The following is a 23872-nucleotide window of genomic DNA, read 5'->3' on the forward strand; positions in this document are numbered from 1 at the left end:
ACTCTGGAAACGTGCAGGTCCTGTCGCTACCCTCCGCGCATGATTTCCACGGTTGTCTGGGGTACCGGCAACGTCGGCCGTTTGGCCATCCGTGCCGTAGAGGCCCATCCGGCGCTGAAACTGTCCGCCGTCATCGTCCACCATCCCGACAAAATCGGCCGCGACGCAGGCCGGCTCGGCGAACTCGACCACGACACCGGGGTCCTGGCCACCGACGACATCGAAGCGGTCCTCGCCGCCCGGCCGCAGGCCGTCGTCTACGCGGCCTCCGGCGACACCCGCCCCGACGACGCACTCGCCGACATCACCCGGGCCATCCGCTGCGGCGCGGTCGTCGTCAGCCCCGCCCTCTATCCGCTCTACGACCACCGGAGCGCACCGCCCGAGTTCCGCGACCCGGTCGCCGCCGCCGTCGCGGAGGGCGGCGGCTCGCTGTTCGCCTCCGGCGTCGACCCCGGCTGGGGCAACGACGTACTCCCGCTCCTGCTCAGCGGAGTCGGCAGCACCATCGACGCCATCCGCTGCCAGGAGATATTCGACTACTCCACCTACGACCAGCCGGACTCGGTCCGCCACCTCGTCGGCATGGGCCAGCCCATGGACTTCGAGCCGATGATGCTCATGCCGTCCGTCCCCACCATGGTGTGGGGCGGGCAGATCCGCATGATGGCCCGGGCCCTCGGCGTCGAACTCGACGAGATCCGCGAGACCGTGGACCGCCGCGCCCTCGACACCACCGTGACCACGCGCACCATGGGCGAGTTCACGGCCGGCACCCAGGGCGCCATCCGTTTCGAGGTGCAGGGCATCGTCGGGGGCGAACCCCGCCTCGTCATCGAACACGTCACCCGCATCCACGCCTCCTGCGCCCCCGACTGGCCGTCCCCGCCCGGCGGCGGCGACGGCGCCCACCGCGTGATCATCGAGGGCCGCCCGCACATCGAGGTCACCGTCGAGGCCACCGACGAGGGCGACAACCGCTCGGCGGGCGGCAACGCCACCGCCGTCGGCCGCCTGGTCGGCGCCATCGACTGGCTGGTGGAGGCCGAGCCGGGCCTCTACGACGCCCTCGACGTCCCCCTGCGCCCCGCCATCGGCAAGCTCGGAAGGAAACAGCCATGAGGATCGACATACCCGAAGGCCAGCACCCGATCGAGTACGTGTGGGGCGACATGGTCCCCGGGATCGGGATGGCCGCCGCGAACTTCTCCCTGTCGGTGTACGCCCACACCACCCTGGGGCTGCGCGAGTTCGAGGCGGCGCGGCTGCGCGTCGCGCAGATCAACGGCTGCGTGTTCTGCCTCGACTGGCGGACCGAGCGGGACGGGGAGAAGGTCGAGGAGGAGTTCTCCGACGCCGTCACCGACTGGCGCACCACGGACCGGTTCGACGAACGGACCCGGCTGTCCGCGGAGTACGCGGAGCGCTACACGCTCGACCACCACAACCTCGACGAGGAGTTCTGGGAGCGGATGACCGCGCACTACAGCCAGCTGGAGATCGTGGAGCTGACGATGAGCATCGGGTCCTGGCTGGCCTTCGGCCGGCTCAACCACGTGCTCGGCCTCGACAGCGTCTGCGTACTGCCGGGGCACTGAGGCCCGTCGCGCGGGCCATGGGTCCGGGGCCGGCCGGTGTGTCCGACGGCCCCGGGTCTGCGTACGGATCGCCCGCGCCTACAGGTCGGTGGCGATGATCTTCTCGATGTTGCGCTCGGCGAGCGCCGTGATCGTGACGAACGGGTTGACGCTGGTGTTGCCGGGGATCAGCGCGCCGTCGATCACGTACAGGCCGGTGTAGCCGTGCAGGCGGCCGTAGTTGTCGGTGGCCTTGTTCAGGACCGCGCCGCCGAGGGGGTGGTAGGTGAGGTGGTCGCCCCAGATCTTGTTGAGGCCGAACAGGTCCGTCCGGTAGATCGTCCCCTCCTTCGAGTTGATCTTGTCGAAGATGGTCTTGGCCATGTCGATGGACGGCTGCTTCCACGCCGTCTGCCAGTTGAGCTCGACGTTGCCCGAGGCCGCGTTGTACGTGAACTGGGCGCGGTTGGGGTTCTTGGTGATCGACAGGTAGAACGAGGCGTACGTCTCGATCCCCGTCGGCAGCGGCGCCACCTCGGCGAACGCCCCGCCCGCGTCCCAGTTGTCGATGCCGCCGCAGGGGATCGACGCCTGGACCTTGCCGGTCGGGTCCCACAGGTGGTTGGCCCGCCCGCACATGACGTTGCCGTTGTCCCCCCAGCCCTTGCCGATCTCGCCGTTGAGGGCGGGCAGCGCGCCGGTGGCCTTGAGCCTGACGAGCAGCTTGCTGGTCCCGACGCTGCCGGCCGCGAAGAACACCTTGTCGGCGACGACGGTCTTGGTGGCGGTCGTGGCGCCGGTGGTGTTGATCTGCTCGATGACGACGGTGTAGCCGCCGCCCGGTGCGGGGGAGACGGAAGTGACCTTGTGCAGCGCGGAGATGGTGACCTTGCCCGTGGCCCTGGCCTGCGCGAGGTAGGTCTTCTGCAGCGACTTCTTGCCGTAGTTGTTGCCGTAGAGGATCTCCCCGGCCACCGCGGACTTGGGGACGGTGCCCGCCGCCTCCTGCTTCATGTAGTCCCAGTCGTAGACGTCCGGTACGAAGACGAACGGGAAGCCCGAGCGCTGGGCGTGCTTGCGGCCGACGCGGGCGAACTGGTAGCAGTCGACGGTGTCGAACCAGGCCGGGTCGATCAGGCCGACGCCCAGCCCGGCGTTGGCCCGGGGGTAGTAGGTGCCGTACATCTCCTCCGCGTCCACCGACGGGAGGATGGCACCGAAGTTGGCGCGCCGCGGGGTGACCGCCATGCCGCCGTTGACCAGGGAGCCGCCGCCGACTCCGCGGCCCTGGTAGACGATGATGCCGCCCATCTCCTCGGCGTCCAGGATCCCGGTGTAGCGGGGGATGTCCTTGTCGATCGGGAAACCGAGGAAGTTGCTCAGGGGCTGCTTGGTCCTGGTCCGCAGCCAAAACGATCGCTGGTCGGGCGTGGTCGTGTTGCAGAAGATCTTTCCGTCGGAGCCCGGGGTGTCCCAGGCCATGCCCATCTCGATCATGTGGACGTCGACGCCGGCCTGGGCGAGCCGCAGGGCGGCGACGGAGCCCCCGTAGCCGGTGCCGATCACCAGGGCCGGTACGTGGGCGCCGCCCTCGATGGGGCCGGCGGCCGCTGCCGCCGATACGGCCGTTCGCGCCTGGGCGGGGGTGATCTGACCGGCGAGGGCGGCGGTGCCCAGAATGGAACTTGTTCTCGCTATGAATCCACGACGTGAGATTCCATTGGAGCCGGATTTGTGCAGGGCTTTGTCACTCATGTGACGTTCCTCACTCTCGGCGGAATGGGAACGAGTTCTACTGCCGGCCGCATGGGAAGTCACTACATACGTCTAGGTAACTTTCGGCCTGTCATGTCACAGAGGTGGCCGGCGGCGGGCGCCGGACCCACCCCAGGACCAGCAGCGAAGCGACCGCCGCGAAGGCGCACCAGGTGGAGGCGAATTCCAGCCGCCACAGCGCTGAGCAGGCCAATGCCCCGACGCCGAGGACCGCGCCGAGGAGCCGCAGCCGTCGGTCGCCGGAAAGCAACAGGGCGCCCAGCGTGGCGAACAGGTAGCCCGCGAGGACGAGCGGCATCCACGGAACCTTCACGCCGTATCCCACGGTGTGGCCCCGGATCTCGGCGACGGCGGGCCGCGTCGCGAGGCAGTACGCGAGCACGGCGGCGGTGGCGAGCCCCGCGGCCGGCGGCGCCAGTAGGCGCCGCCGGTCCACCGGAGCGGCCGCGAGCAGGACTCCGAGCGGCACCCAGACGGGCAGCACCGGCAGGGCGATCACCGCCCAGGCCGTGGTGGCCGGGCCGCAGCCGCCGCCCGCGCGCCACACGGCGGCTTCGACCAGCTGATGGGCGCCCAGCAGCAACGGCAGCGCGGCGACCGGCAGATCGCGGGCCCGCCGTACGCGCGCCACGCACACGACGCCGACGGCGGTGATGACCGCACCCGCCGTCAGATCGGCCGTGGCGTTCCAGCACATGGCGCGCCGCCGGTCAGGGTTTCGCCGTCCGCGGGGGTTCGAGCGGCGGCGCGGTCGTCGCGCAGAAGGTGTGGCACTCCGGGTGGCACTCCGCCCCGGGAGCGGGTTTGCGCACGGTCGCGAAGGACACGGCGGCCCCCGCCACCAGCAGCCCCGCGCACCACAGCATGGCCCGCCCGAACGCGGCGTCGAACTCGCTCGCCGAGCGGTACGCCTCCGGTCCCATGCCGGCCAGCAGCGGCAGCGCCGCCACCGCCAGCAGCCCGGCGGCCCGCGCGGCCGCGTTGTTGATGCCGCTGGCCAGGCCGGCCCGGCCGGGGTCCACCGAGGACAGTACGGTCGCGGTCAGCGGAGCCACCAGGGCCACCATGCCCATGCCCATCACGACCATCGCCGGCAGCACGTCCCGTACGTACGAGGCCTGCGGCCCCACCCGCAGCATCAGCAGCATTCCGGCCGCGCACAACAGCGGCCCCACCGTGAGCGGGATGCGCGGGCCGATCTTCTGCCCGAGCGCCCCCGAGCGGGCCGACAGCAGCAGCATCAGCGCGGTGGCGGGCAGCAGCGAAGCCCCGGCGGCCATCGCCGAGAAGCCGGAGACCACCTGGAGCTGGAGCACGACGAGGAAGAAGAACCCGCCGAAGGCCGCGTACACGAACAGGGTGACGATGTTGACGGCGGTGAACTGCCGGGAGGAGAAGACGTCGGGCGGCAGCATCGGGTCGGCGCGGTGCCCCTCCACGTACACGAACGCGGCGGACAGCAGGACGCCCCCGACGGCCGAGGCGATCACGAGGGGGGAGCCGGAACGGGCCTCGATCAGCGCGTACGTCAGCAGCGCGAGGGCCGCGGCCCCCAGGACGGCGCCGAGCACGTCGAACCGCCCGTGGGCCTGTGGATCGCGCGACTCCGGTACGTGCCGCAGGGCGATCGGCACGCACACCGCGGCCACCGGCACGTTCAGCAGGAACACCCAGCGCCAGCCGGGCCCGTCCACCAGCCAGCCCCCCAGGAAGGGCCCCACGGCCGCGCCCACCCCGCCGAAGCCCGACCACAGGCCGACGGCCCGGGCCCGGTCCTCGGCGGCGATCGAGCCCTGGATCAGGGCGAGGGAACCGGGGGTCAGCAGCGCCCCGCCGATGCCCTGGAGGGCCCGGGCGGCGATCAGGACCCCGGCGTTCGGCGCGATCCCGCACAGCAGCGAGCCGGCCGCGAACCACACCACGCCGAGGACGAAGATCCGGCGCCGCCCGAACCGGTCGCCGAGTGCCCCGCCGACCAGGATGAGCCCGGCCAGGGTGACCAGGTAGGCGTTGACCGTCCACTGGAGGACGGCCAGGTCGGCGCCCAGATCCTCCCCGATGCGGGGGAGGGCGACGTTGACGACGGTCGAGTCGAGCAGGGCCATGGTCGAACCGAGCACGGTGGCCAGCACGATCCACCGGCCCTGGGCGGACGACAGCTTCACGCCGGACCCGGCCGGAGCGCGCTCTTCCGTACCCGGCACTGGATCGCTCATGTCTTCAGGCTGGCCCGCCACGGCCGCAATGGCCACCCCAGGCGCGCGGCACGAGGCTCATTACGCCCTCTTGTGATGTTCATGACCACTCCTTCACCATGACCGCGCACGTCGCGCACGCCCTTCCCGCACAACCTGCACACGGCGTCCGAGGAGGACCACACGTGGCCCAACGCAACAGGCGACGATCATTACGCGCGGCGCTCGCCGCTCTCACCGCGGCCCTGCTCCTGCCCGCAGGGGCGGGCGTGGCGGCGGCGGCGCCGGAACCCGGCCCCACCCCCGGAGCGGCCGAGCGCAAGATCGAGCCGAAACTCCGCACCCAGCTCGACGACTCCGGCAAAGCCGTCTTCTGGGTCTACCTGGACAGCGCCGCCGACCTGACGGCGGCGGGGCGGCAGAAGACCCGCGCCGCCAAAGCTGAAACGGTTCTGCGCACCAAGCGGGAACACGCGGCGCGCAGCCAGGCCGAGGTGATCAAAGCCCTCGACGGAGCCAAGGCCGAGTACACCTCGTACTGGATCGTGAACGCCGTCCGCGTCGTCGGCAGCCAGAAACTCGCCGGCACCCTCGCGCAGCGCCCCGAGGTCGCCAGGATCGACGCCGACGACAAGGTCACCCTCCCCAAGCCCGCCGAGGGCAAGCGGGAGAAGGCCGGCGCCGACGCGGTCGAATGGAACATCGACAGCATCAAGGCCCCGCAGGTCTGGGACCAGCTCGGCGTGCGCGGCGAGGGCATCGTCGTCGCCAACATCGACAGCGGCGTCGACTACACGCACCCTGCCGTCAACGGCCAGTACCGCGGCAAGAACGCGGACGGGACGTACGACCACAACCACAACTGGTTCGACCCGGCCGGCGTCTGCCCCACCGCGGCCCCCTGCGACAACAACGACCACGGCACCCACACCATGGGCACCATGGTCGGCGACGACGGCGGAGCCAACAAGATCGGCGTGGCCCCCGGCGCCAAATGGATCGCCGCCAAGGGCTGCGAGACGAACTCCTGCTCCGAGGCCTCCCTCCTCGCCGCCGGCCAGTGGATCGTCGCACCGACCGACCTGAGCGGCCAGAACCCGCGCCCCGACCTCGCCCCGCACGTCGTCAACAACTCCTGGGGCAGCGCGACGCACGACGACTGGTACCAGCAGATCGTCGACACCTGGCGCGCCGCCGGCATCTTCCCCGCCTTCTCCAACGGGAACTCCGGCCCCGGCTGCGCCACCAGCGGCTCGCCCGGCGACTACGCGAACTCCTACAGCTCCGGCGCCTTCGACATCAACGGCGCCATCGCGTCGTTCTCCTCGCGCGGCGCCGGCCCCGGCGGCATCGTCAAGCCGGACATCGCGGCCCCGGGCGTGAACGTCCGCTCCTCCGTCCCCGGCGGTGCGTACGAGGCGTTCTCCGGCACCTCCATGGCCTCACCGCACACGGCTGCCACCGTGGCCCTGCTCTGGTCCGCCGCCCCCGCCCTCGAAGGCGACGTCGCGCAGACCGAGCAGCTGCTGAACGGCACCGCCCAGGACACCGACAACGGCCAGTGCGGCGGCAGCGCCGCCGACAACAACGTGTTCGGCGAGGGCAAGCTCGACGCGTTCGCCGCCGTCTCGGGCGCCCCGCGCGGGGCCATCGGCACCGTCTCCGGCACCGTCCGCTCCGCCGGCGCGCCGGTCGCGGGCGCCAAGGTCACCGCCGCCGGTCCGATCGGCCGTACGACGACCACCGCGGCCGACGGCACCTACACCTTCCGCTCCCTGTCGGTGGGCGAGTACACCCTGACCGTCTCCAAGTTCGGCTACGGTCAGCAGACCGCGACGGCCACGGTGACCGAGAACGCCACCGCCACGGGCGACTTCACCCTCACCCAGGCCCCCTCCGGCAAGCTCACCGGCACCGTGACCTCGGCCGCCGGCCCCGCCGCCGGCGCCACCGTCACCGTCACGGACACCCCGGTGACCGCGACCGCCGACGAGCAGGGCCGCTTCGAGGTCACCCTGCCGCACGGCACCTACGAGGTGCGGGCCACGCACTCCTCCCGCTGCGTCACCGGGGCCGGCGCCCAGACCACCGTCGCCGGCGACACGGTGGTCGCGCTCACGCTGCCCGAGCGCACCGACGCGTACGGCTACGCCTGCGCCACCCCGGGCGGCCGCCCGTACGCGACCGGGGACCGGCAGCTCGCGCTGACCGGCGACAACACCACCGAGCGCGTCGATCTGCCGTTCCCGCTCCCGCTGTACGGAAAGACGTACGGCCAGGCCTGGATCGGGACGAACGGCACCGTCAGCTTCGGCGGCAACAACACGGGTGACATCAACGGGGACCTCCCGAGCACGGCCACGCCCAACGCGGCGCTGTACCCGTTCTGGGACGACCTGGTCGTCGGCGCGGCCGGCAGCGGCTCGGGCGTCTTCACGGGCGTCACCGGCACCGCCCCGCACCGGACGTACGTGATCGAGTGGCGCGAGGTGTCCCACTGGTCTGCGCAGACCGACAAGTTCTCGTTCTCGGCGGCGATCGGCGAGGACGGCACCGTCGTCTACACGTACAAGGGGACGGGGGGCACCGGCATCAAGGGCGGCTCCACGGCCACGGTCGGCGTGGAGAACGCGACGGGCACCGACGCCTTCACGTACTCCTTCAACCAGGCCGGCATCACCGACGGGCTCGCCATCGCCTTCAAGACCACCAAGAGCGGCGTGGTCGCGGGCAAGGTGCTCGACGCGAACGACGGCAAGGGCGTCGCGGGCGCCACGGTGACCGTCGGCTTCGGCGCCGAGGCCGTCACGGCGACCACCGGGGCGGACGGCGGCTACCTCGTGCAGGCCCGCTCCGGCAACAACTCCTACACGATCCTGGCCGACTCCTACCGGGGGGTGACCAACGCCTTCACCGTGGAGCAGGGCGGGGTCACCGCCGTGAACGAGTCCCTGTGGACGGCGCGGGTCACCGCGTCCCAGCCCGCCGTGGAGCTCGTCCTCCCGGCGGGCCAGAAGCGCACCCGCAGCCTGGAGCTCACCAACTCGGGGACCCTCGAAACGCAGTTCACCGTGGCCGAGGACGCGGCCTGGCTGACGGCCACCCCCGGCACCGGGAAGCTGGTGGTCGGGGGCAGGGCGACCGTGAACCTGGCCGTCGACACCACGGGACTGGCCGCCGGGTCGGTCCTCACGGCGAACCTGCGGATCAGCTCCCTGAGCGGCCGCAGCCCGGTCCTCACCGTCCCGGTCAAGGTGGTGGTCCCGCGCTACCAGGTGGCCCTGGACGCGGGCTCGGACTCCGCGAGCACGGACACGCTCGGGGACGGCTGGTCCCCGGACCGCAAGTACACCACCGGCTCGTACGGCTACCAGGGCAGCTCCCAGACGCACTCCACCGGGCGCACGATCGCCGGTACGGCCGACCAGAAGCTGTTCCGAGGCGCCCGTGAGGGCATGTACGAGTACCGCTTCGACAACGTCCCGAACGGCACGTACACCGTGGAGCTCGGCTTCGCGGAGCTGTCGTCGACGAAGCCGAACAAGCGGGTCTTCGACGTGATGGCCGAGGGCGCGCAGGTGCTGCCCTCGCTGGACATCGCGCTGGAGGCGGGCACGTACACGGCCCTGACCCGTACGTACACGGTCACGGTCACCGACGGCGTGCTCAACGTCCGCTTCGTCGCGCACGGGGGGTACGGCAAGCCGCTGCTGAACTCCCTGCGGGTGACGGACCGCCCCGACAAGGGCTGACGGGCACCGGCGGGTAGCGGGGGCGGGCCGCCGCAGGGCGGCCCGCCCCTCCTGCGTACGGGGCTCTGGGGGGGTGTCCGCAAAGTGGCGGCGTCCGCCCGCAGGGCGGGCCCGCGGTGTCCGGTGCGGCGAGAGCGCGTGCCGGGCGCCGCGGGGCAGGCGGGACTCTGCGGACACCCCTAGCGCAGGAACGCTTCGTCGCGCTCCGCAAAGGACTCACGCGGGGCGGCGGCGCGCAGGACCACGTCGAGGGCGCGCGGCGGATCGCACGCGTACGTACCGCTGGCCCACGCGGCGTTGGCCTCGATCACCGACCAGCGGCCGTCCGCGAGGCCGACGTCGACGACGATCGCGGACGGGAGGGTGACGAAGGGCAGCCGCCCGGCGAAGGCGACGGCTTCGGCGGCCACCGGGCCGAGGCTCAGCCGGCCGTCCTCGGCGTAGCGGCTCGCGGTGTGCACGGAGCCGTCGAGGAGGTACATCCGGTACTCGGCCGCGAACCGCGTGACATCGCTGACCAGCACCTCCGTCTCCGGGTCCACGGCGTCCGGGCCCGGCAGGCGCGAGCCGTCGGCGTAGACGAGGGCCGGGATCGACTTGTCGTTGGGGGACTTCACGAAGACGGGCCGGCGCAATGCGTACGCCTCGCGGATCGGCAGGAGGCGGACCTCCCGGCCGGTGAACTCCCGGGGCAGCCGCGCCAGCCAGTCCGCCGGAGCTTCCAGCAGCCCGATCCCGAGCCGCGGGGCCACGGCGTCGGCGAACGCCGGACCGGCGTGCAGATGCCGGGCCCGCAGCCCGTCGGGCACGGCGAAGGTCCCCAGCCGTACGGTGTCCAGCCCGCGCGCGTGGGCGGCCTCGCGCAGGCGGGCGGCGGAGTCGGTGATACGGGGCGGCAGGATCAGGGTCACGGGCAGACCCTGTCAGACGTCCGGGCGGCGGACATGCGATTTTCCGGGGCCGGGGGGCGTCGGTGAGAGCGGCGGGCATTCGGGTGGCCCGGGGCGAATCCGGGCGACCTCGGGGCGCCGGACCGGCGGGCCCCGCCGGGCGGTGGCTAGCGTGGAGCCCATGACGCTCCAGAGCGACCGCGCGGACGCGGCCGATGCAGCCGGCGTGGAAATCCGGATCCGGGCCGTGCTCCAGGCCGCGGATCCGGAGGCGGTGTGGGCGGTCGGCGGGCCGGACGGGCCGCATGCCGGGTCGGGGGACGAGTCCCGGGCCCTCGACGTCGGCGGGCTCATGCCCGTACTCGCGCTGTGGCCGGTCATCGGGAGCCTGGTGGCCGAGGAGGCGCTGCGCCTGCACACCCCGCTGACGGCGTACGGGGTCGAGGCCGATGCCGGAACCACGGCCCATCACCTGCTGAGCCACTCCACCGGCCCCGCGGCCCACACCGCCCTCACCCGCCTCGCCGAGCACCTCACCGGCGTCCCGCTCGCCGAGCTGGCGGCCACCCGCGTCTGGCACCCCCTCGGCATGACCGGCACCGGCTTCGCCGACGGCACCCTGCACGCGCCGCCGGCCGACCTCGTCCGCTTCCTGAGCCACCTCCTCTCCCCGGCGGAGCACCCCCTCCCCCGCGCCTGGGTCACCGAGTCCCTCCGCATCCGCACCGGGGAGCTGACCCCGGCCCGCGGCCTCCTCTGGCACCCGGCCCCGCACGGCACCTGGTCGTACGGCGAAACCCCGGCGGTCTGGCTCGCCCCCCGCCTCCCGCGCTGGGCCCTCCTCCTCCCCACCCACCCCCCGGGCCCCCTCCGCACCACCTTCCGCGAAGCCGCCTTTGCGGGCACGGCCCCGGCGCCCGTGTGAACCACCTGGTCGGGGAGGTGCCCGACGGGCCGCTGACCGCCGCCCGGCTGCTTTGCGCCGGGCTCGACGTGGCCGCGCTGCTCGTGGGGCTGGAGTCGCCCGGGTAGTGCTCGGGGCGCGGGTGGGACGGGGGGGACGTACGGTGAGGGCGATGTCACCGACCGTTGGTTTCCGGCCGCGCACGGAGGTACCCGGATGCGCACGCTTCACGAGGCCGCCCCGGGCGTCCTGCCGGAGGACCCCGCCCCGGCGGACCGATCCCAGGGAGGTGGTGCGGCCATGACCGGTCCCGGTACGACGCAGGCGGCCGTCTCACGCGGACAGCAGGCGCGGGCCGGCCGCGCCGGGTCCGTACGGTTCGCCGCCGGCCGCGCCCTTCCGCTCTTCGTGCGCGGCCGCGCATCCGGCGGCGCCCGACCGGCCTTCTCCGCCGACACCCTGCGCGCCCTGCGCGCCCGCCACGGCGGGGCTCCGGTCCTCGTACGCGGACTCTCCGGAGCCGTCCTCGTCCTGCTCGACCGCCAGGAACTCCGGCAGTTCTACGAAGCCGATCCCGGCCCCGCCCCCTTGCCCGCCCCCTTGCCCGGCCCCGGCCCCGGCCCGGACCCGGGCGCAGTCCGCTCCCGCGCCGCCGTCCGCGCCGTCGTCGCCGAGGAAGCCCGGCACCTCACCGGCGCCGCCACCCTGGACCTCGTCCGCGCCCGGCACGCCGTCGCCCGCACCGCCCGCCGGATCGTGCTCGGCGACGGCGCGGCCGCCGGGGACGAGCACACCACCGGCCTGTTCGGCCGGTTCCGCCGCCGCGGCGCCCCCGACGGGCACCCCCTGCCCGGCGGCGCCCCCGCGTACGCCGACCGGGAGGAACGGGCCCTGCGGGCCATGGACGGCATCCCGGCCACGGTGCTCCGCACCCTGCTCCTCCTCGGCACCCACCCGGCCGAGCAGGACGCGGCTGCCGCCGAGGCCGCCGGATCCGGCGCCCCCGAGGAGCTGCCCCGGCTGCGGGCCTGCGTACGGGAGTGCCTGCGCCTCTACCCGGCGGTGCCCGACCTGGTCCGCGTCACCCGTACCGAGACCGAGTGGCGGGGCGTACGCCACCCCGCCGGGACCACCGTCCTGCTGCCCGCCCACTTCCACCAGCGCGACCCGGAGCACGTGCCCGCCGCGCACGTCTTCGTACCGGGCCGCTGGAAGACCCCCGGTGCGGAGGAGGACATCCGGATGGCCCCCTTCGGCCACGGTCCGGGCCGCTGCCCGGGCGACCGGCTCGGCCTGCTGATCACCACCGCCCTGTGCGCCGAGGTCCTGCGCCACCGCCGGATCACGGCCACCCGGCCGGTACTCGACCCGCCCGGACCACTGCCCGTGGCACTGGATCCGCGCGGCATCCGGCTCACCCTCACCCGCCGCTGACGCCATTCGTCGCCGTCCGAACCCGCCGACGCCCCCCTCCCCACCGACCTCCCGCGAGGATCCCATGTCCGACGCAGCGACCTCCGCGCCCACCGACCCGGACGCCGAGCTGCTCGACGCCCTGTGCCGCGAGCTCGCCGAGGCCGCCGACGCCGTCGGCGAAGCCGCCCGGCACGCCTCCGAACTGGCCCTCGGCGCGCGGCTCCCGGCCGCCGCCCTGGGCCCCCGCCGTACCCGCTCCCGTCGCGGCTGGCGCACCCTGCTGCGCACCCTCACCGATCCGGCGGGCCTGGGATGGGCCCCGCGCGGCCGGGGCGTGGCGCGGGCCGGCTGGTTCGCCGGGATCCTCACCGGCCGCGAGAGCCTCGCCGTCAGCCTCGCCGTCTGCGGTCTCAAGGCCCGGATCCGGGCGGTGAGCGCGGAGCGGCCCGATCTGCTGGACGACCCCGACTGCGCGGCGATCCTGCGGGCCGTGGAGGAGGACCGGCAGGCGGCGGCCGTACGGGTGTTCCGCCGGCTCGTGCGGGAGCGGGGCGCCGAGCGGGCGTTCGCGCTGCTGTCCCCGTCCTTCGCCGACCTGTTCGCCTGGAACGCGCTGACCGACACGAACCCCTTCAACGACCACGCGGGCTGGCAGGTGGCCACCGGCCGGGCCGTGCCCGCGGAGCCCCTGCTCGGACTCGGCGCCGCCGTCCGGGCGTTCTTCGACCGGGACCGGGACCGGCATCGGTACCAGCACGGGGATCGGGGCCGTCGCCCGGCCCCGAGCACCCCGCACAAGGGCTGCGCCCACACCATCGGGCTCATCGGCACCGGTGGCCTCCTCCTCGTCCAGCCCTGGCGCAGCCGGTGAGCCCCGCCGCCCGGCGGCACCGGCCCGGCCCGCCGGACCCCGCCGACGGCCTGCGCGACCACTCCGCCACCCTGCGCTCCCACGCGCTCCGACTGCACGCGGCAGCCGAAGCGCTGGACTGGCAGGGCCCGCAGGCCGACGCGTTCCGCGCCGAGGTCGCCGCCCTGGCCGAGCGCTGTGCCACCGCCGCGAACGGCCTCGCAGTGGCGGCCGCCCAACTGGAGGACACCCCGTAGCGGAGGGCGGCTACAGGACGAGCGACAGCAGCAGGACGAAGCCCAGCCCGGCCACCGAGATGATGGTCTCCATCACCGACCAGGTCTTGACGGTCTGGCCCACCGTCATCCCGAAGTACTCCTTGACCAGCCAGAACCCGGCGTCGTTGACGTGGCTGAAGAACAGCGAGCCCGATCCGATCGCCAGCACCAGCAGGGACGTCTCCGTGGTCGACATGCCCGCGGCCAGCGGAGCCACCAGCCCCGCCGCCGAGATCGTGGCGACCGTGGCCGAGCCCGTCGCGAGCCGGATGGCCACGGCGATCAGCCAGGCCAGCAGCAGTGCGGGGACCGACCAGCTCTCCGACAGCTCCAGGATCATCCGGCCGACGCCGGCGTCGATCAGGGTCTGCTTGAAGCCCCCGCCCGCGCCCACGATGAGCAGGATGCCCGCGATCGGCGCCAGCGACTTCTCCACCGTCGTCGAAAGCCGCGCCTTCGTGAACCCGGCCGCCCGCCCGAGGGTGAACATGCCCACGAACACCGCCGCGAGCAGCGCGATCAGCGGGGATCCCGCGACGTCGGTGACCCGCTGAAGCCCGTTCTCCGGATCGTCGACAACGATGTCGACAAGCGCCTTGACCAGCATCAGACCCACCGGCAGCAGCACCGTGAACACGGTTGCCCCGAAGCGCGGGCGGTGCTCCAGGTCCGCCGAGGGCCGCTGCGGGATCATGTGCTCGGGCGCCGGGATGTCCACCCAGCGGGCCGCGTACCGGGAGAACAGCGGCCCGGCGATGATCACGGTCGGGATCGCCACCACCACGCCGAGCGCGAGCGTCACGCCGAGGTTCGCGTGCAGTGCGTCGATGGCGACGAGCGGTCCGGGGTGCGGCGGGATCAGCCCGTGCATGACGGACAGGCCGGCCAGCGCCGGGATGCCGATCCGCATCAGCGAGTAGTTGCCGCGCTTGGCCACGAGCAGCACCACCGGGATCAGCAGCACGATGCCGACCTCGAAGAAGAGCGGCAGCCCGATCACGGAGGCGATCAGCACCATGGCCCAGGGCATGGCCCGGCCCCTGGCCTTGGCGAGGATGGTGTCGACGATCTCGTCCGCGCCGCCCGAGTCGGCGAGCAGCCGGCCGAGGATCGCACCGAGCGCGATCAGTACGCCGACCCCCGCGACCGTGGCGCCGAGCCCGGCCGTGAAACTCGCGATGGTCTTGTCCAGCGGGGCGCCCGCGAAGACCCCGAGGGCGAGCGAGCCGACCGTCAGCGCGAGGAAGGCGTGCAGCTTGAGCCGGGTGATGAGCAGGACGATGACGGCGATGGCCGCGAGGACGGCCACGCCCAGCTGGGTGTTCCCGGCCGAGGTGATCGGTGCGGGCGCGGCCGCTGCCAGTATCTCGACGCTGAGACCTGTCACGGTGGGGGTTCCTTAGCTTTCTCGGGAGGGAGCCGCGTGCGGGCCCGCACCGGGCAGCGCGGACAGCGCGGCCAGGGCCCGTTCGGTGATCTCCTCGGGTGATCCGGACACGTCGACGACGACGCCGGGTTCGTCCTCCTGGAGCGGCTCCAGCGTGGCGAACTGCGAGTCCAGCAGCGTGGCCGGCATGAAGTGGCCCGTGCGCTCCGCCACGCGCCGCTCGATCAGGGCGCGATCGCCTGCCAGGTGTACGAACACGGCGTCGGGCGCGGCTCTGCGCAGCCGGTCGCGGTACGCGCGCTTGAGCGCCGACGAGGCCAGCACCGCGCCCTGTCCGGCCGGTCGGGCGCCGAGCCAGTCGCCGATGGCGTCCAGCCAGGGCCACCGGTCCGCGTCGTCCAGCGGGATGCCGGCGGACATCTTGGCGACATTGGCCGCCGGATGGAACGCGTCGCCCTCCACGTAGGGGAGGCCGAGCGCGTCCGCGAGCAGCCTGCCCACGGTCGTCTTGCCCGTGCCGGCCACGCCCATCACCACCAGCACGCGCTGGGTGCCGCTCACGTCGTACCTCGCTGTCTTCGTCGACATCGGTTCGTGCGCCCCCACTGAAACCCATTAAGTAGTACTTATTCAAGAGGCGATGGAAAAACGTCACATCTTTTGTCCGCCGGGAGGTCACCGTACGCTTGCGCCATGACCACCGAAGGCCAGGGACTCCACTCCCACGTGCTGGACACCCTCGGCCTCGCGATCACCGCCGGCGAGCACCCGCCGGGCAGCGTCCTGCGCACCGACGAGATCGCGGAGCGCTTCGACGCCTCGCGCACCGTGGTCCGCGAGGTCGTCCGCGTCCTGGAGTCCATGCAGCTGGTCGAATCCCGCCGCCGGGTCGGCGTCACCGTGCGCCCCGCAGCGGAGTGGAACGTCTACGACCCGCGCGTCATCCGCTGGCGCCTCGCCGGCGCCGACCGCCCCCGCCAGCTGCGCTCCCTGACCGTGCTGCGCTCCGCGATCGAGCCGGTCGCGGCCGGCCTCGCCGCCCTCCGGGCCACCCCCGACCAGTGCGCCGCGCTCACCGCAGCGGCCCTCGGCATGGTCAGCACCTCGCGCGGCCACCAGCTCGACGCGTACCTGCGCCACGACGTCGAATTCCACCGGATCGTGCTGAACGCCTCCGGCAACGAGATGTTCGCCCGGCTCGGCGACGTCGTCGCCGAGGTCCTTACCGGCCGTACGCAGCACGCGGTGATGTTCCCCGACCCCGACCCGGCCGCCGTCACCCTCCACGTCCAGGTCGCCGAGGCCGTACGGGAGGGCGACGCGGCCCGCGCCGAATCCCTGACCCGGCAGATCGCGGTGGGCGCCTTGGAGGAACTCGACGTCCTCGCCCCGGCGCCCACCACTGCGTGACCGGCCCTCGAAGCACGTTCACCGGCGTGCCTCCACCCGAGGGCCGTTCACCTGAGGGTCGTTCAGACCGCGGTCCCCACCGGCGCGGTCTCGAAGCCCGCGTAGTACGCGGCGGCCATGTCCTCGTCGGCGTGGCCCCCCGCCGCCGCGCGCTGCATGCGCGCTCCGGTGGCCCGGGCCAGGTCGACCGCGACACCCGCCCGGTCCGCAGCCTCCGCGATCAGAGCGGTGTCCTTCTCCGCTCCGTTCACCGTGAAGCTGGGCGCGAAGTCCCGTTCCAGGACGGCCTTCATCTTCGCCTGGAGGTACGGGTTGTCCATCGGGCCGCCGGTCAGCGCCTGCGCGAACAGGCCCGGGTCCACCCCGAGCCCCTCCGCGAGCGCGAGGGCCTCGCCCACGGCCGCCGTGAGCGTGATCGCGTACCCGACCGTGGTCAGCTTCAGCCGGGTCGCGGCGCCCGCCTCCGCCCCGGCCCACAGCGTCTTGGCGCCCACCGCGCCGAACACCGGGTCCAGCCGCGGATCCGCCGGCCCGGAGGCCAGTACGACCAGCGTCCCGGCCTCGGCGGGCTGCCGGGTGCCCTGCACCGGGGCGTCCACGAACACCAGGCCGTGCTCCCGCGCGAAGCCGGCCAGTTCGTCGAGGGCGCTCACGCCGACCGTGCTCATCTGCGCCCAGACCTGCCCCGCGCGCAGCCCCGGCGAGGCGGCCGCCATCGCCTGCGCCACGGCCGCGCCGTCCGTCAGCATGGTCAGCACCACATCCGCCCCGGCGACCGCCTCGGCCGGGGTGTCCACCACCACCGCGCCTTCCGCGGCGAGCGGTTCCGCCTTGTCGCGGGTCCGGTTCCACACCCGCAGCCCCAGCCCGGCCCGCAGCAGGTTCCGGCCCATCCCCGAGCCCATGATCCCGGTGCCCAGCAGCGCGACAGTGTTCACGGCGTCACTTCCCTTTCGTATGCGTCCGGTCCGTCCCCTCCAGTCTCGACGCCGCACCCCCCTCACGGGGTCATTCCGCGCCGTGCGCCGCCGTGCGCGGCGTCGTCTGCTGGACCGCCCAGCCGTTGCCGTCCGGGTCGGAGAAGTAGACGAACGAGCCCCACGGCATGTCCTGGATCTCCGTCACCTCGATGCCGCGGCCGCGCAGGTCCTCGTACGCCGCCTCGATGTCGGTGACGACGACCTGCATGTTGTCCAGCGAGCCCGGGGCCATCCGGGTGAGCCCCTTGCCCAGGGCGATCGAGCAGGCCGACCCCGGCGGGGTCAGCTGCACGAAGCGGATGTCCTCGCTCACGGTGACGTCGTGGTCGGCGCGGAAACCGACCCGCTCGTAGAAGGCCTTGGCCCGGTCGACGTCGGTGACGGGGACGGCGACCAGCTCCAGCTTGATGTCCATCGGTGCTCCACGTGCTCCACGGTCGGTGCTCGGCGGCGGCCCGCGGCTCGCGGGCCTCCCGGCATCATGCTCCCGCGGCCGGTACGGCGCCGCCCGGAGCGGCTTGCGGTGCCGTGTCCGCCGCCGCGAACTGGGTCCGGTACAGCTCCTCGTAGCGGCCCCCCGCCGCCAGCAGCTCGGGGTGCGTACCGCGCTCCACGATCCGGCCCTCCTCGACCACCAGGATCAGGTCGGCCGCCTGTACGGTCGACAGCCGGTGCGCGATCACCACGGCCGTCCGGCCCGCCAGGGCCTCGCCCAGCGCCTCCTGCACCGCCGCCTCCGAAGTGGAGTCCAGGTGCGCCGTCGCCTCGTCGAGGATGACCACCCGCTGCCGGGCGAGCAGCAGCCGTGCGATGGTCAGCCGCTGCCGTTCGCCGCCGGAGAGGCGGTAACCGCGTTCGCCGACCACCGTGTCCAGGCCGTCCGGCAGCGAGGCGACGAGCCCGTCCAGCCGGGAGCGCCGCAGGGCCTCCCAGATCTCCTCCTCGCCCGCCTCCGGCCGGGCCAGCAGCAGATTGGAGCGCACCGACTCGTGGAAGAGGTGTCCGTCCTGGGTGACCATGCCGAGCGTCTCCCGGATGGAGTCGGCGGTGAGGTCCCGCACATCGACCCCGCCGAGCCGGACGGCGCCCGCGTCGGCGTCGTACAGCCGCGGCAGCAGCTGGGCGATGGTCGACTTCCCGGCGCCGGACGAGCCGACGAGGGCCACCATCTGCCCGGGCTCGGCGCGGAAGGAGACCTCGTGCAGGACCTGCGTACCGCCCCGGGCGTCGAGGACCGCGACCTCCTCCAGCGAGGCGAGCGAGACCTTGTCGGGAGAGGGGTAGCCGAAGGAGACCCGGTCGAACTCCACGGCGACCGGCCCCTCCGGCACCCGGCCGGCGTCCGGCTTCTGGGCGATCAGCGGCTTCAGGTCGAGGATCTCGAAGACCCGCTCGAAGCTCACCAGGGCGCTCATCACTTCGACGCGGGCGCCGGCGAGCGAGGTCAGCGGCGCGTACAGCCGGGTCAGCAGCAGGGCGAGGGCGACGACGTTCCCGGCGTCCAGGGTGCCGCGCAGGGCGAAGTGGCCGCCGAGACCGTAGACGAGGGCGAGCGCGAGTGCCGAGACCAGGGTGAGCGCCGTGATGAAGGCCGACTGGGCCATCGCCGTGCGGATCCCGATGTCCCGTACGCGCGCCGCCCGCGCCGCGAACTCCGCGGACTCGTCCGCGGGCCGCCCGAACAGTTTGACGAGGGTGGCGCCGGGCGCGGAGAAGCGCTCCGTCATCTGCGTGCCCATCGCCGCGTTCAGGGTCGACGCCTCCCGCTGCATGGCGGCCATCCGTGCCCCCATCCGGCGGGCGGGCAGCACGAACACCGGCAGCAGGACCAGGGCCAGCAGGGTGATCTGCCAGGAGATGCCCAGCATCACGGCCAGCGTCAGCACCAGGGTCACGGTGTTGGCGACCACCCCGGACAGCGTGTTGCTGAACGCGCGCTGGGCGCCGATGACGTCGTTGTTGAGCCGGCTGACCAGTGCGCCGGTGCGGGTACGGGTGAAGAAGGCGACCGGCATCCGCTGCACGTGGTCGAAGACGGCCGTCCGCAGGTCGAGGATCAGCCCCTCGCCGAGGGTGGCCGACAGCTTGCGGGTGAGCAGCCCGAGCCCCGCCTCCGCCACGGCGATGACCGCGATGAGCAGGGCCAGCCGGGTGACCGTACCGCCGTCCTCGCCGTCCACGATGGCGGTGACCACCCGGCTGGCGAGGACCGGGGTGGCCACCGCGAGCAGCGCGGTCACGACGCTGAGCAGCAGGAAGAGGGTGAGCCCGCGGCGGTGCGGGCGGGCGAATGCGGCGACCCGGCGCAGGCTCTCCCGGGAGAGCGGGCGCCGGTCCTGCTGGGCGTTCATCGCGCTGTGCAGCGATGTCCAGGCGGTGACTTCCATGTCCATACGGGGAACGCTAAGACCTCAACCAAGCTTGAGGTCAACGGATCGGCCGGATCGGTACCGAACCACCGCTCGTACGAGGGGTGTTCAGCATCCTGCGGAGTGTCGGTGGAGGGTGCCATCATCGGGGAATGACCCAGGGATCGACGCAGGGATCGACGCAGGAACCGGGACCCGACCGTTCCGGTCGGACGACCGCCGACACCGTCCTGCACCTGTTCGAGCAACAGGCACGGGACGCCCCGCGGAGCTATGCCGTCATCGCCGGCGCGGACAGTCTCACCTACGGGCAACTGGACGTCCGTGCCAACCGGTTGGCGCACCACCTCATGGCCGAGGGACTGCCGCCCGGCGCCGTCGTGGCGATCGGGACCGGCCGCCGGAGCGAGATCGTCGTCGCGCTCCTGGCCGCCCTCAAGGCCGGCGGCGCCTACGCCGTCATCGACGTCGAGGTCCCCTCCACCGGACAGCGGCAGCTCGCCGCCCTCGCCCCGTACGTGCTGCTCAGCGACGCCGCCCACCACGCGCGACTGGACGACGGCAGTGGGCTGCGGGTGATCCGCCTCGGCGCGGAGGCGGCCGAGACATCCACCCGGCCCGGCGAGGCGCCGGCGCGCCCGGAGCCCGGTGCGACGGCCGCCGTCCTGTTCACCGGGGCGTCCTCTCCGCGCGCCGTCCCCGTCGGGCACGCCCGGCTGCTCGCCGCGCACGAGGCCTGGACGAAGGTCATCCGGCCGGTCCCCGAGGACCGCCACCTCATCACCCAGAGTCCGGACCTCACGCCGTTCGCCGCCGGCTGGACCAGAGCCCTGTGCACGGGCGGCGCCCTCGTCGTGCCCGAGCGCACGCCCTGGACGCCCGAGGGGATCCGCCGGGCGATCGAGACCGAGCAGGTCGCCGTCGTGCACACCGACCCGGCGGGTGCGGCCCGGCTGCTCGTGCGGGACACCGGAGCCGGCGCCCGGCCCGGAGCCGCCGCCGGGCCCGGCGCGGCAGCCGCGGACGGCGCGCGCGGCCGCCGCGAGGGCCACCCGGCCCTGCGGTCGCTGCGCCTGGTCACCGTCGCCGGCGACCGGCTCTTCCTCGACGAGCAGGACGCCCTGCAGAGCAGGCTCCGGGCCGGTGCCCGGCTGCTCAACGTGTACGGGCTCACCGAGGCGGCGGGCACCGGCGCCTGGTTCGAACTGTCCCAGCTGCCCCGCCCGCTGGACGACCCCGAGCAGCTCTCCCTGATCGGCGCCCCCTTCCCCGGCTGCCGCGCCGACGTCCGCGACGGGCTGCTGCGCCTCACCCCGCCCGACGGCGGCGACGCGATCCCCACCGGAGACCTCGCGGAGCTCCGCCCGGACGGGCTGCTGGAGTACCGGGGCCGGACGCGGGACCGGATCACCAGGGACGGCGGCGCGTTCGACCCGCACGCCGTCGAAGCCGTCATCCGCAGCCACCCCGGCATCAGCGCCGCCCTGGTCACCGAGGTCCCGGACGGTACCGAAGGTGCGCGCAGGCTCATCGCCCACGTGGCACCGCCCGCCGATGCGCGGTCGCCGGCCCCGGCCGTCGACCTGCCGGACGCGGGGCAGCTCCGCGAACACCTCGTGGGGAAGGTGCCCCGGACGCAGGTACCGCAAGCCGTGGTCCGGCTGCGCACCCTGCCCCGTACGCGCGCGGGCCAGGAGAACCGGGAGGCCCTGCCCCAGCCCGTGCTCACGGGGAAGCCGGGCGGGGGCGGTGCCGGGGGCTCCGGAAAGTACACGGCCACCGGCGCCGCCACCTTCACACCGGCCGGGCGCGCCGGCTGCGGCATCGTGTTCCTGGTCGTCACCGGCCTGCTCTTCTTCCTCCTCTCGAAGATCTTCTGGCCGGGCTCGACCGACCTCACCGGTGTGCCCAACCCGTGGGCCTTCCTCTTCTTCGTGCTCTACCTGTTCGAAGGGGCCTCGTTCGCCGCCGGACTGGTGTTCCTCTTCGACGGCCGCGCGAGGATGCGGCGCCACAGCCCGGGCGGGAGCCCCGGCCTCACCGCGTCCGCGCACCTGGCGGTGGTCTACCTGCTCATGGCCTGGTGGCCGCAGGACAACTTCTACCGGCTCGCGGCCAAGCGCGACTGGCCGGTCCAGGCCGCCCTCGTCTACGTCTTCAACATCCCGCTGATGATCGCGGCCGTCGTCATCGCCTGCTACGTCACCCGGAAACCGCCTTCGCCCTTCGACTTCGAGGAGACCGGCGACCCCGCCCGCTGATCGTCGGCGAACGCCGCCCCCACGGCGAGCGCCTCCGCCCGCACCAGCGCCTCGGCCGCGTCCAGCGCCTCCCTGCTGTACGCGGCCACCAGCACGCCCAGCCAGGGCGCCGGGTCGAAGGCGCCCGTCGGGATCGCGGGCAAGAACACCGCCCCGAGCTCCGCGCAGCCCCGCTCCAGCACCTCGCACAGCTCGTCGAGCGCCGCGTCGGGCAGTCTGGCCCCCAGCTCCACCCGGTCCGCGATCCGTACGAAGTGCCCCGCGCCCCGCAGCGCGTCGAGCCGCGCCGCCACCATGAAGGCGATCGACGGCCCGGTGAGCCGCAGGTTCGTCTCCGTCGGCGCCAGCCGCCCCGACCCGTCGGCGACGAAGTCCACGTCGAACCAGCCCCGGTAGCCGGCGGCCGAGAGTTCGCGGCCCACCGCCTCCCCGAACGCGAGCAGCGGCTTCTCCGCCCACGCGGGCACCACCGCAGGGCCCACCGTCGCCCCGCGGTACCCGGCGCCCGCCACGTCCATCACCGCGCCGCCCACCTCGTGCACCCGGCCCGCCCCGTCCACGAACCCGTCGTACGTGAGGTCGCGCGGCTCCTGAGGATCGGCCGGGCCGGCCACGTACTCCTCCACCAGCAGGGGCCCGCGCGGCAGGGCGCGCAGCAGGGCGCGGGCGCCGCCCGCGGCCCGGACCCGCTCGGGGCTCACCACGGTGGTACCCGAACCCCCCACGCCGTGCTCCGACTTCAGCACCGTGCTCGCGCCCGCCGCGGCCCGGGCGGCCAGCAGCCTGGCCGCCGCCCGACGGGTGGGGACCGGCCACTGCCCGGGGAGCAGGATCCGGGGATGCCCGCCGCCCGCCAGGATCCGCCCGAACAGCCCGTGCGCCGCCGACTTCGACTCGTACCGCAGCTCGCGGGGGCGCCACGGCCGGCCGGACAGCCGCGCGAAGCCCGCCGTCAGTCCCCACGGTACGAGGGGCAGCCCGGCCGCGCCCAGCCGCCCGGCCAGCGCCGGCCTGGCCCGTACGGCATCCGAGAGCCCGGCACCCGCAGGCAGCCCGGAACCCCCCTGCGCCAGGCCGTCGTACACCTCCACCCCCTCCCACTCCAAGAGGCGCCCCACCCGCGGGATCCAGCCCGGCGGCACCGCCGCGGGCAGCACCAGCGCTCCCGGCGACGGGCTGTAGAAGGCGGCCAGGCAGGCGTAGTGGTGCGCGGCCCGCTGTACGGGGTCGAGGGAGGCGTCGCCGAACTGGGCGTTGTACTCGGCGACATTGCCCACGTGCACGGCCGGTCCGCCGCCCGTCCAGGCCTGCGCCCAGGCGGCGAGCGCGGCGGGCGCCGCCTCGAACCGCACCAGACCGGCGGGTGGTTCGCCCTCGTCGCCGGCCGCGCCGGGTCCCTGTGGACCGAGCGCGCCCATCGCCCGGTAGAACCCCGCGGCGTGCGGATCGGCGTCGATCAGCATCCTGCGGAAGCCCAGCCCGGCCGCCCGGCGCAGCGCGTCCCGGTACAGCCGCCGCCCCACGCCCCGCCCGATGGCCCGCGGCTCCACGAACAGCAGTCCCAGCCGGGCCACGGGAGGCCCGCCCTCCAGGGAGGCGAGCCCCAGCACCCGCCCGTCGGCGGCGTCTTCGGCCACGACGATCCGGCGCTCCGCCACCTCCCCGTCCCGGATGCGCAGCTCCGGCGCGCACGAGGCCAGGAACTCGGCGTCGTACCCCCAGTACGCCTTGGAGCGCAGCACGAGAGCGCCCAGTTCCTCCGCCTCACCGGGCCGCGCCGCTCTGAGCTTTACCATTCCCTGACCTCCCCATGGCCTGCCGGGATGC

Annotated in this window: 19 protein-coding genes; 9 read left to right on the forward strand and 10 right to left on the reverse strand. The window is 73.7% G+C overall.

The features are described from left to right. The first annotated feature begins 39 nt into the window (after positions 1–39). Both AB0M92_RS21855 and AB0M92_RS21860 read left to right on the forward strand, forming a co-directional pair. On the forward strand, positions 40–1122 hold the full coding sequence (locus AB0M92_RS21855; RefSeq protein WP_366103912.1) for a dihydrodipicolinate reductase: 1083 nt from the start codon (positions 40–42) through the stop codon (positions 1120–1122). Next, positions 1119–1598 (forward strand): carboxymuconolactone decarboxylase family protein, encoded by a 480-nt coding sequence (locus AB0M92_RS21860; protein ID WP_366103913.1) that lies wholly within the window; start codon positions 1119–1121, stop codon positions 1596–1598. Before AB0M92_RS21855 ends, AB0M92_RS21860 begins: the two co-directional genes overlap by 4 nt. 78 nt (positions 1599–1676) lie before the next feature. Here the strand turns inward: AB0M92_RS21860 and AB0M92_RS21865 are convergent, their stop codons facing one another. From AB0M92_RS21865 to AB0M92_RS21875, 3 genes are all read right to left on the reverse strand, one after another. After that, complete coding sequence (locus tag AB0M92_RS21865) at positions 1677–3332, reverse strand: GMC oxidoreductase (protein WP_366103914.1); 1656 nt, start codon at positions 3330–3332, stop codon at positions 1677–1679. Positions 3333–3423: 91 nt separating this feature from the next. Beyond that, positions 3424–4050, reverse strand: coding sequence for a DUF6629 family protein (locus AB0M92_RS21870; protein ID WP_366103916.1), 627 nt, complete (start codon positions 4048–4050; stop codon positions 3424–3426). A 13-nt stretch (positions 4051–4063) separates the two neighbouring features. Then, positions 4064–5569, reverse strand: a complete 1506-nt coding sequence (locus AB0M92_RS21875) for an MFS transporter (protein ID WP_366103917.1) — start codon at positions 5567–5569, stop codon at positions 4064–4066. Positions 5570–5733: 164 nt separating this feature from the next. On the opposite strand from AB0M92_RS21875, the gene AB0M92_RS21880 reads away from it, so the two are divergent. After that, entirely contained in the window at positions 5734–9300 is a 3567-nt protein-coding gene (locus AB0M92_RS21880) for a S8 family serine peptidase (protein ID WP_366103918.1), read from the forward strand. Between the two features lie 179 nt (positions 9301–9479). Here the strand turns inward: AB0M92_RS21880 and AB0M92_RS21885 are convergent, their stop codons facing one another. Then, positions 9480–10211 carry an ATP-grasp domain-containing protein gene (locus AB0M92_RS21885; RefSeq protein ID WP_366103919.1) on the reverse strand — a complete coding sequence of 244 codons (732 nt, stop codon included), beginning with the start codon at positions 10209–10211 and terminating at the stop codon, positions 9480–9482. 160 nt (positions 10212–10371) lie between these two features. On the opposite strand from AB0M92_RS21885, the gene AB0M92_RS21890 reads away from it, so the two are divergent. The 4 genes from AB0M92_RS21890 (at position 10372) to AB0M92_RS21905 (ending at position 13617) form a co-directional block, all read left to right on the forward strand. Beyond that, positions 10372–11115 (forward strand): hypothetical protein, encoded by a 744-nt coding sequence (locus AB0M92_RS21890; protein WP_366103920.1) that lies wholly within the window; start codon positions 10372–10374, stop codon positions 11113–11115. Between the two features lie 195 nt (positions 11116–11310). After that, complete coding sequence (locus AB0M92_RS21895) at positions 11311–12528, forward strand: cytochrome P450 (RefSeq protein WP_366103921.1); 1218 nt, start codon at positions 11311–11313, stop codon at positions 12526–12528. Between the two features lie 64 nt (positions 12529–12592). Beyond that, positions 12593–13381, forward strand: coding sequence for a hypothetical protein (locus AB0M92_RS21900; RefSeq protein WP_366103922.1), 789 nt, complete (start codon positions 12593–12595; stop codon positions 13379–13381). After that, positions 13378–13617 carry a hypothetical protein gene (locus tag AB0M92_RS21905; RefSeq protein WP_366103923.1) on the forward strand — a complete coding sequence of 80 codons (240 nt, stop codon included), beginning with the start codon at positions 13378–13380 and terminating at the stop codon, positions 13615–13617. The genes AB0M92_RS21900 and AB0M92_RS21905 overlap by 4 nt, the downstream gene beginning before the upstream one ends. Before the next feature lie 10 nt (positions 13618–13627). Here AB0M92_RS21905 and AB0M92_RS21910 read toward each other — a convergent pair whose 3' ends face one another. Beyond that, positions 13628–15025, reverse strand: a complete 1398-nt coding sequence (locus AB0M92_RS21910; RefSeq protein ID WP_366103924.1) for a gluconate:H+ symporter — start codon at positions 15023–15025, stop codon at positions 13628–13630. Between the two features lie 12 nt (positions 15026–15037). Beyond that, a complete protein-coding gene (locus AB0M92_RS21915; RefSeq protein WP_366103925.1) occupies positions 15038–15613 on the reverse strand; it encodes a gluconokinase in 576 nt (191 codons plus the stop codon). 105 nt (positions 15614–15718) lie between these two features. Between AB0M92_RS21915 and AB0M92_RS21920 the strand changes: the two genes are divergently transcribed. Next, complete coding sequence (locus tag AB0M92_RS21920) at positions 15719–16435, forward strand: FCD domain-containing protein (RefSeq protein WP_366103926.1); 717 nt, start codon at positions 15719–15721, stop codon at positions 16433–16435. A 62-nt stretch (positions 16436–16497) separates the two neighbouring features. Here AB0M92_RS21920 and AB0M92_RS21925 read toward each other — a convergent pair whose 3' ends face one another. The 3 genes from AB0M92_RS21925 to AB0M92_RS21935 form a co-directional block, all read right to left on the reverse strand. Beyond that, positions 16498–17373 (reverse strand): NAD(P)-dependent oxidoreductase, encoded by an 876-nt coding sequence (locus AB0M92_RS21925; RefSeq protein WP_366103927.1) that lies wholly within the window; start codon positions 17371–17373, stop codon positions 16498–16500. A gap of 70 nt (positions 17374–17443) precedes the next feature. Beyond that, positions 17444–17830: a VOC family protein gene (locus AB0M92_RS21930; RefSeq protein ID WP_366103928.1), complete on the reverse strand. Its 387-nt coding sequence runs from the start codon at positions 17828–17830 to the stop codon at positions 17444–17446. Between the two features lie 64 nt (positions 17831–17894). Beyond that, positions 17895–19808, reverse strand: coding sequence for an ABC transporter ATP-binding protein (locus AB0M92_RS21935; RefSeq protein WP_366103929.1), 1914 nt, complete (start codon positions 19806–19808; stop codon positions 17895–17897). Between the two features lie 128 nt (positions 19809–19936). On the opposite strand from AB0M92_RS21935, the gene AB0M92_RS21940 reads away from it, so the two are divergent. After that, positions 19937–22045 carry an AMP-binding protein gene (locus AB0M92_RS21940; RefSeq protein ID WP_366103930.1) on the forward strand — a complete coding sequence of 703 codons (2109 nt, stop codon included), beginning with the start codon at positions 19937–19939 and terminating at the stop codon, positions 22043–22045. Here AB0M92_RS21940 and AB0M92_RS21945 read toward each other — a convergent pair. Continuing rightward, positions 21982–23841, reverse strand: a complete 1860-nt coding sequence (locus tag AB0M92_RS21945) for a GNAT family N-acetyltransferase (RefSeq protein WP_366103931.1) — start codon at positions 23839–23841, stop codon at positions 21982–21984. The genes AB0M92_RS21940 and AB0M92_RS21945 overlap by 64 nt on opposite strands. Positions 23842–23872: the final 31 nt, after the last annotated feature.

It is taken from the genome of Streptomyces sp. NPDC051582 (genome assembly GCF_040681715.1).
In the GTDB taxonomy this organism is placed as follows: Bacteria; Actinomycetota; Actinomycetes; order Streptomycetales; family Streptomycetaceae; genus Streptomyces.

Bases quoted from the DNA above. Each gene is read 5' to 3' on its own strand.
- AB0M92_RS21900 (WP_366103922.1), top strand. From the start codon at position 12,593: ATGTCCGACGCAGCGACCTCCGCGCCCACCGACCCGGACGCCGAGCTG.
- AB0M92_RS21855 (WP_366103912.1), top strand. From the start codon at position 40: ATGATTTCCACGGTTGTCTGGGGTACCGGCAACGTCGGCCGTTTGGCC.
- AB0M92_RS21875 (WP_366103917.1), bottom strand. From the start codon at position 5,569: ATGAGCGATCCAGTGCCGGGTACGGAAGAGCGCGCTCCGGCCGGGTCC.
- AB0M92_RS21915 (WP_366103925.1), bottom strand. From the start codon at position 15,613: ATGTCGACGAAGACAGCGAGGTACGACGTGAGCGGCACCCAGCGCGTG.
- AB0M92_RS21895 (WP_366103921.1), top strand. From the start codon at position 11,311: ATGCGCACGCTTCACGAGGCCGCCCCGGGCGTCCTGCCGGAGGACCCC.
- AB0M92_RS21920 (WP_366103926.1), top strand. From the start codon at position 15,719: ATGACCACCGAAGGCCAGGGACTCCACTCCCACGTGCTGGACACCCTC.
- AB0M92_RS21930 (WP_366103928.1), bottom strand. From the start codon at position 17,830: ATGGACATCAAGCTGGAGCTGGTCGCCGTCCCCGTCACCGACGTCGAC.
- AB0M92_RS21935 (WP_366103929.1), bottom strand. From the start codon at position 19,808: ATGGACATGGAAGTCACCGCCTGGACATCGCTGCACAGCGCGATGAAC.
- AB0M92_RS21945 (WP_366103931.1), bottom strand. From the start codon at position 23,841: ATGGTAAAGCTCAGAGCGGCGCGGCCCGGTGAGGCGGAGGAACTGGGC.
- AB0M92_RS21870 (WP_366103916.1), bottom strand. From the start codon at position 4,050: ATGTGCTGGAACGCCACGGCCGATCTGACGGCGGGTGCGGTCATCACC.
- AB0M92_RS21860 (WP_366103913.1), top strand. From the start codon at position 1,119: ATGAGGATCGACATACCCGAAGGCCAGCACCCGATCGAGTACGTGTGG.
- AB0M92_RS21940 (WP_366103930.1), top strand. From the start codon at position 19,937: ATGACCCAGGGATCGACGCAGGGATCGACGCAGGAACCGGGACCCGAC.
- AB0M92_RS21890 (WP_366103920.1), top strand. From the start codon at position 10,372: ATGACGCTCCAGAGCGACCGCGCGGACGCGGCCGATGCAGCCGGCGTG.
- AB0M92_RS21865 (WP_366103914.1), bottom strand. From the start codon at position 3,332: ATGAGTGACAAAGCCCTGCACAAATCCGGCTCCAATGGAATCTCACGT.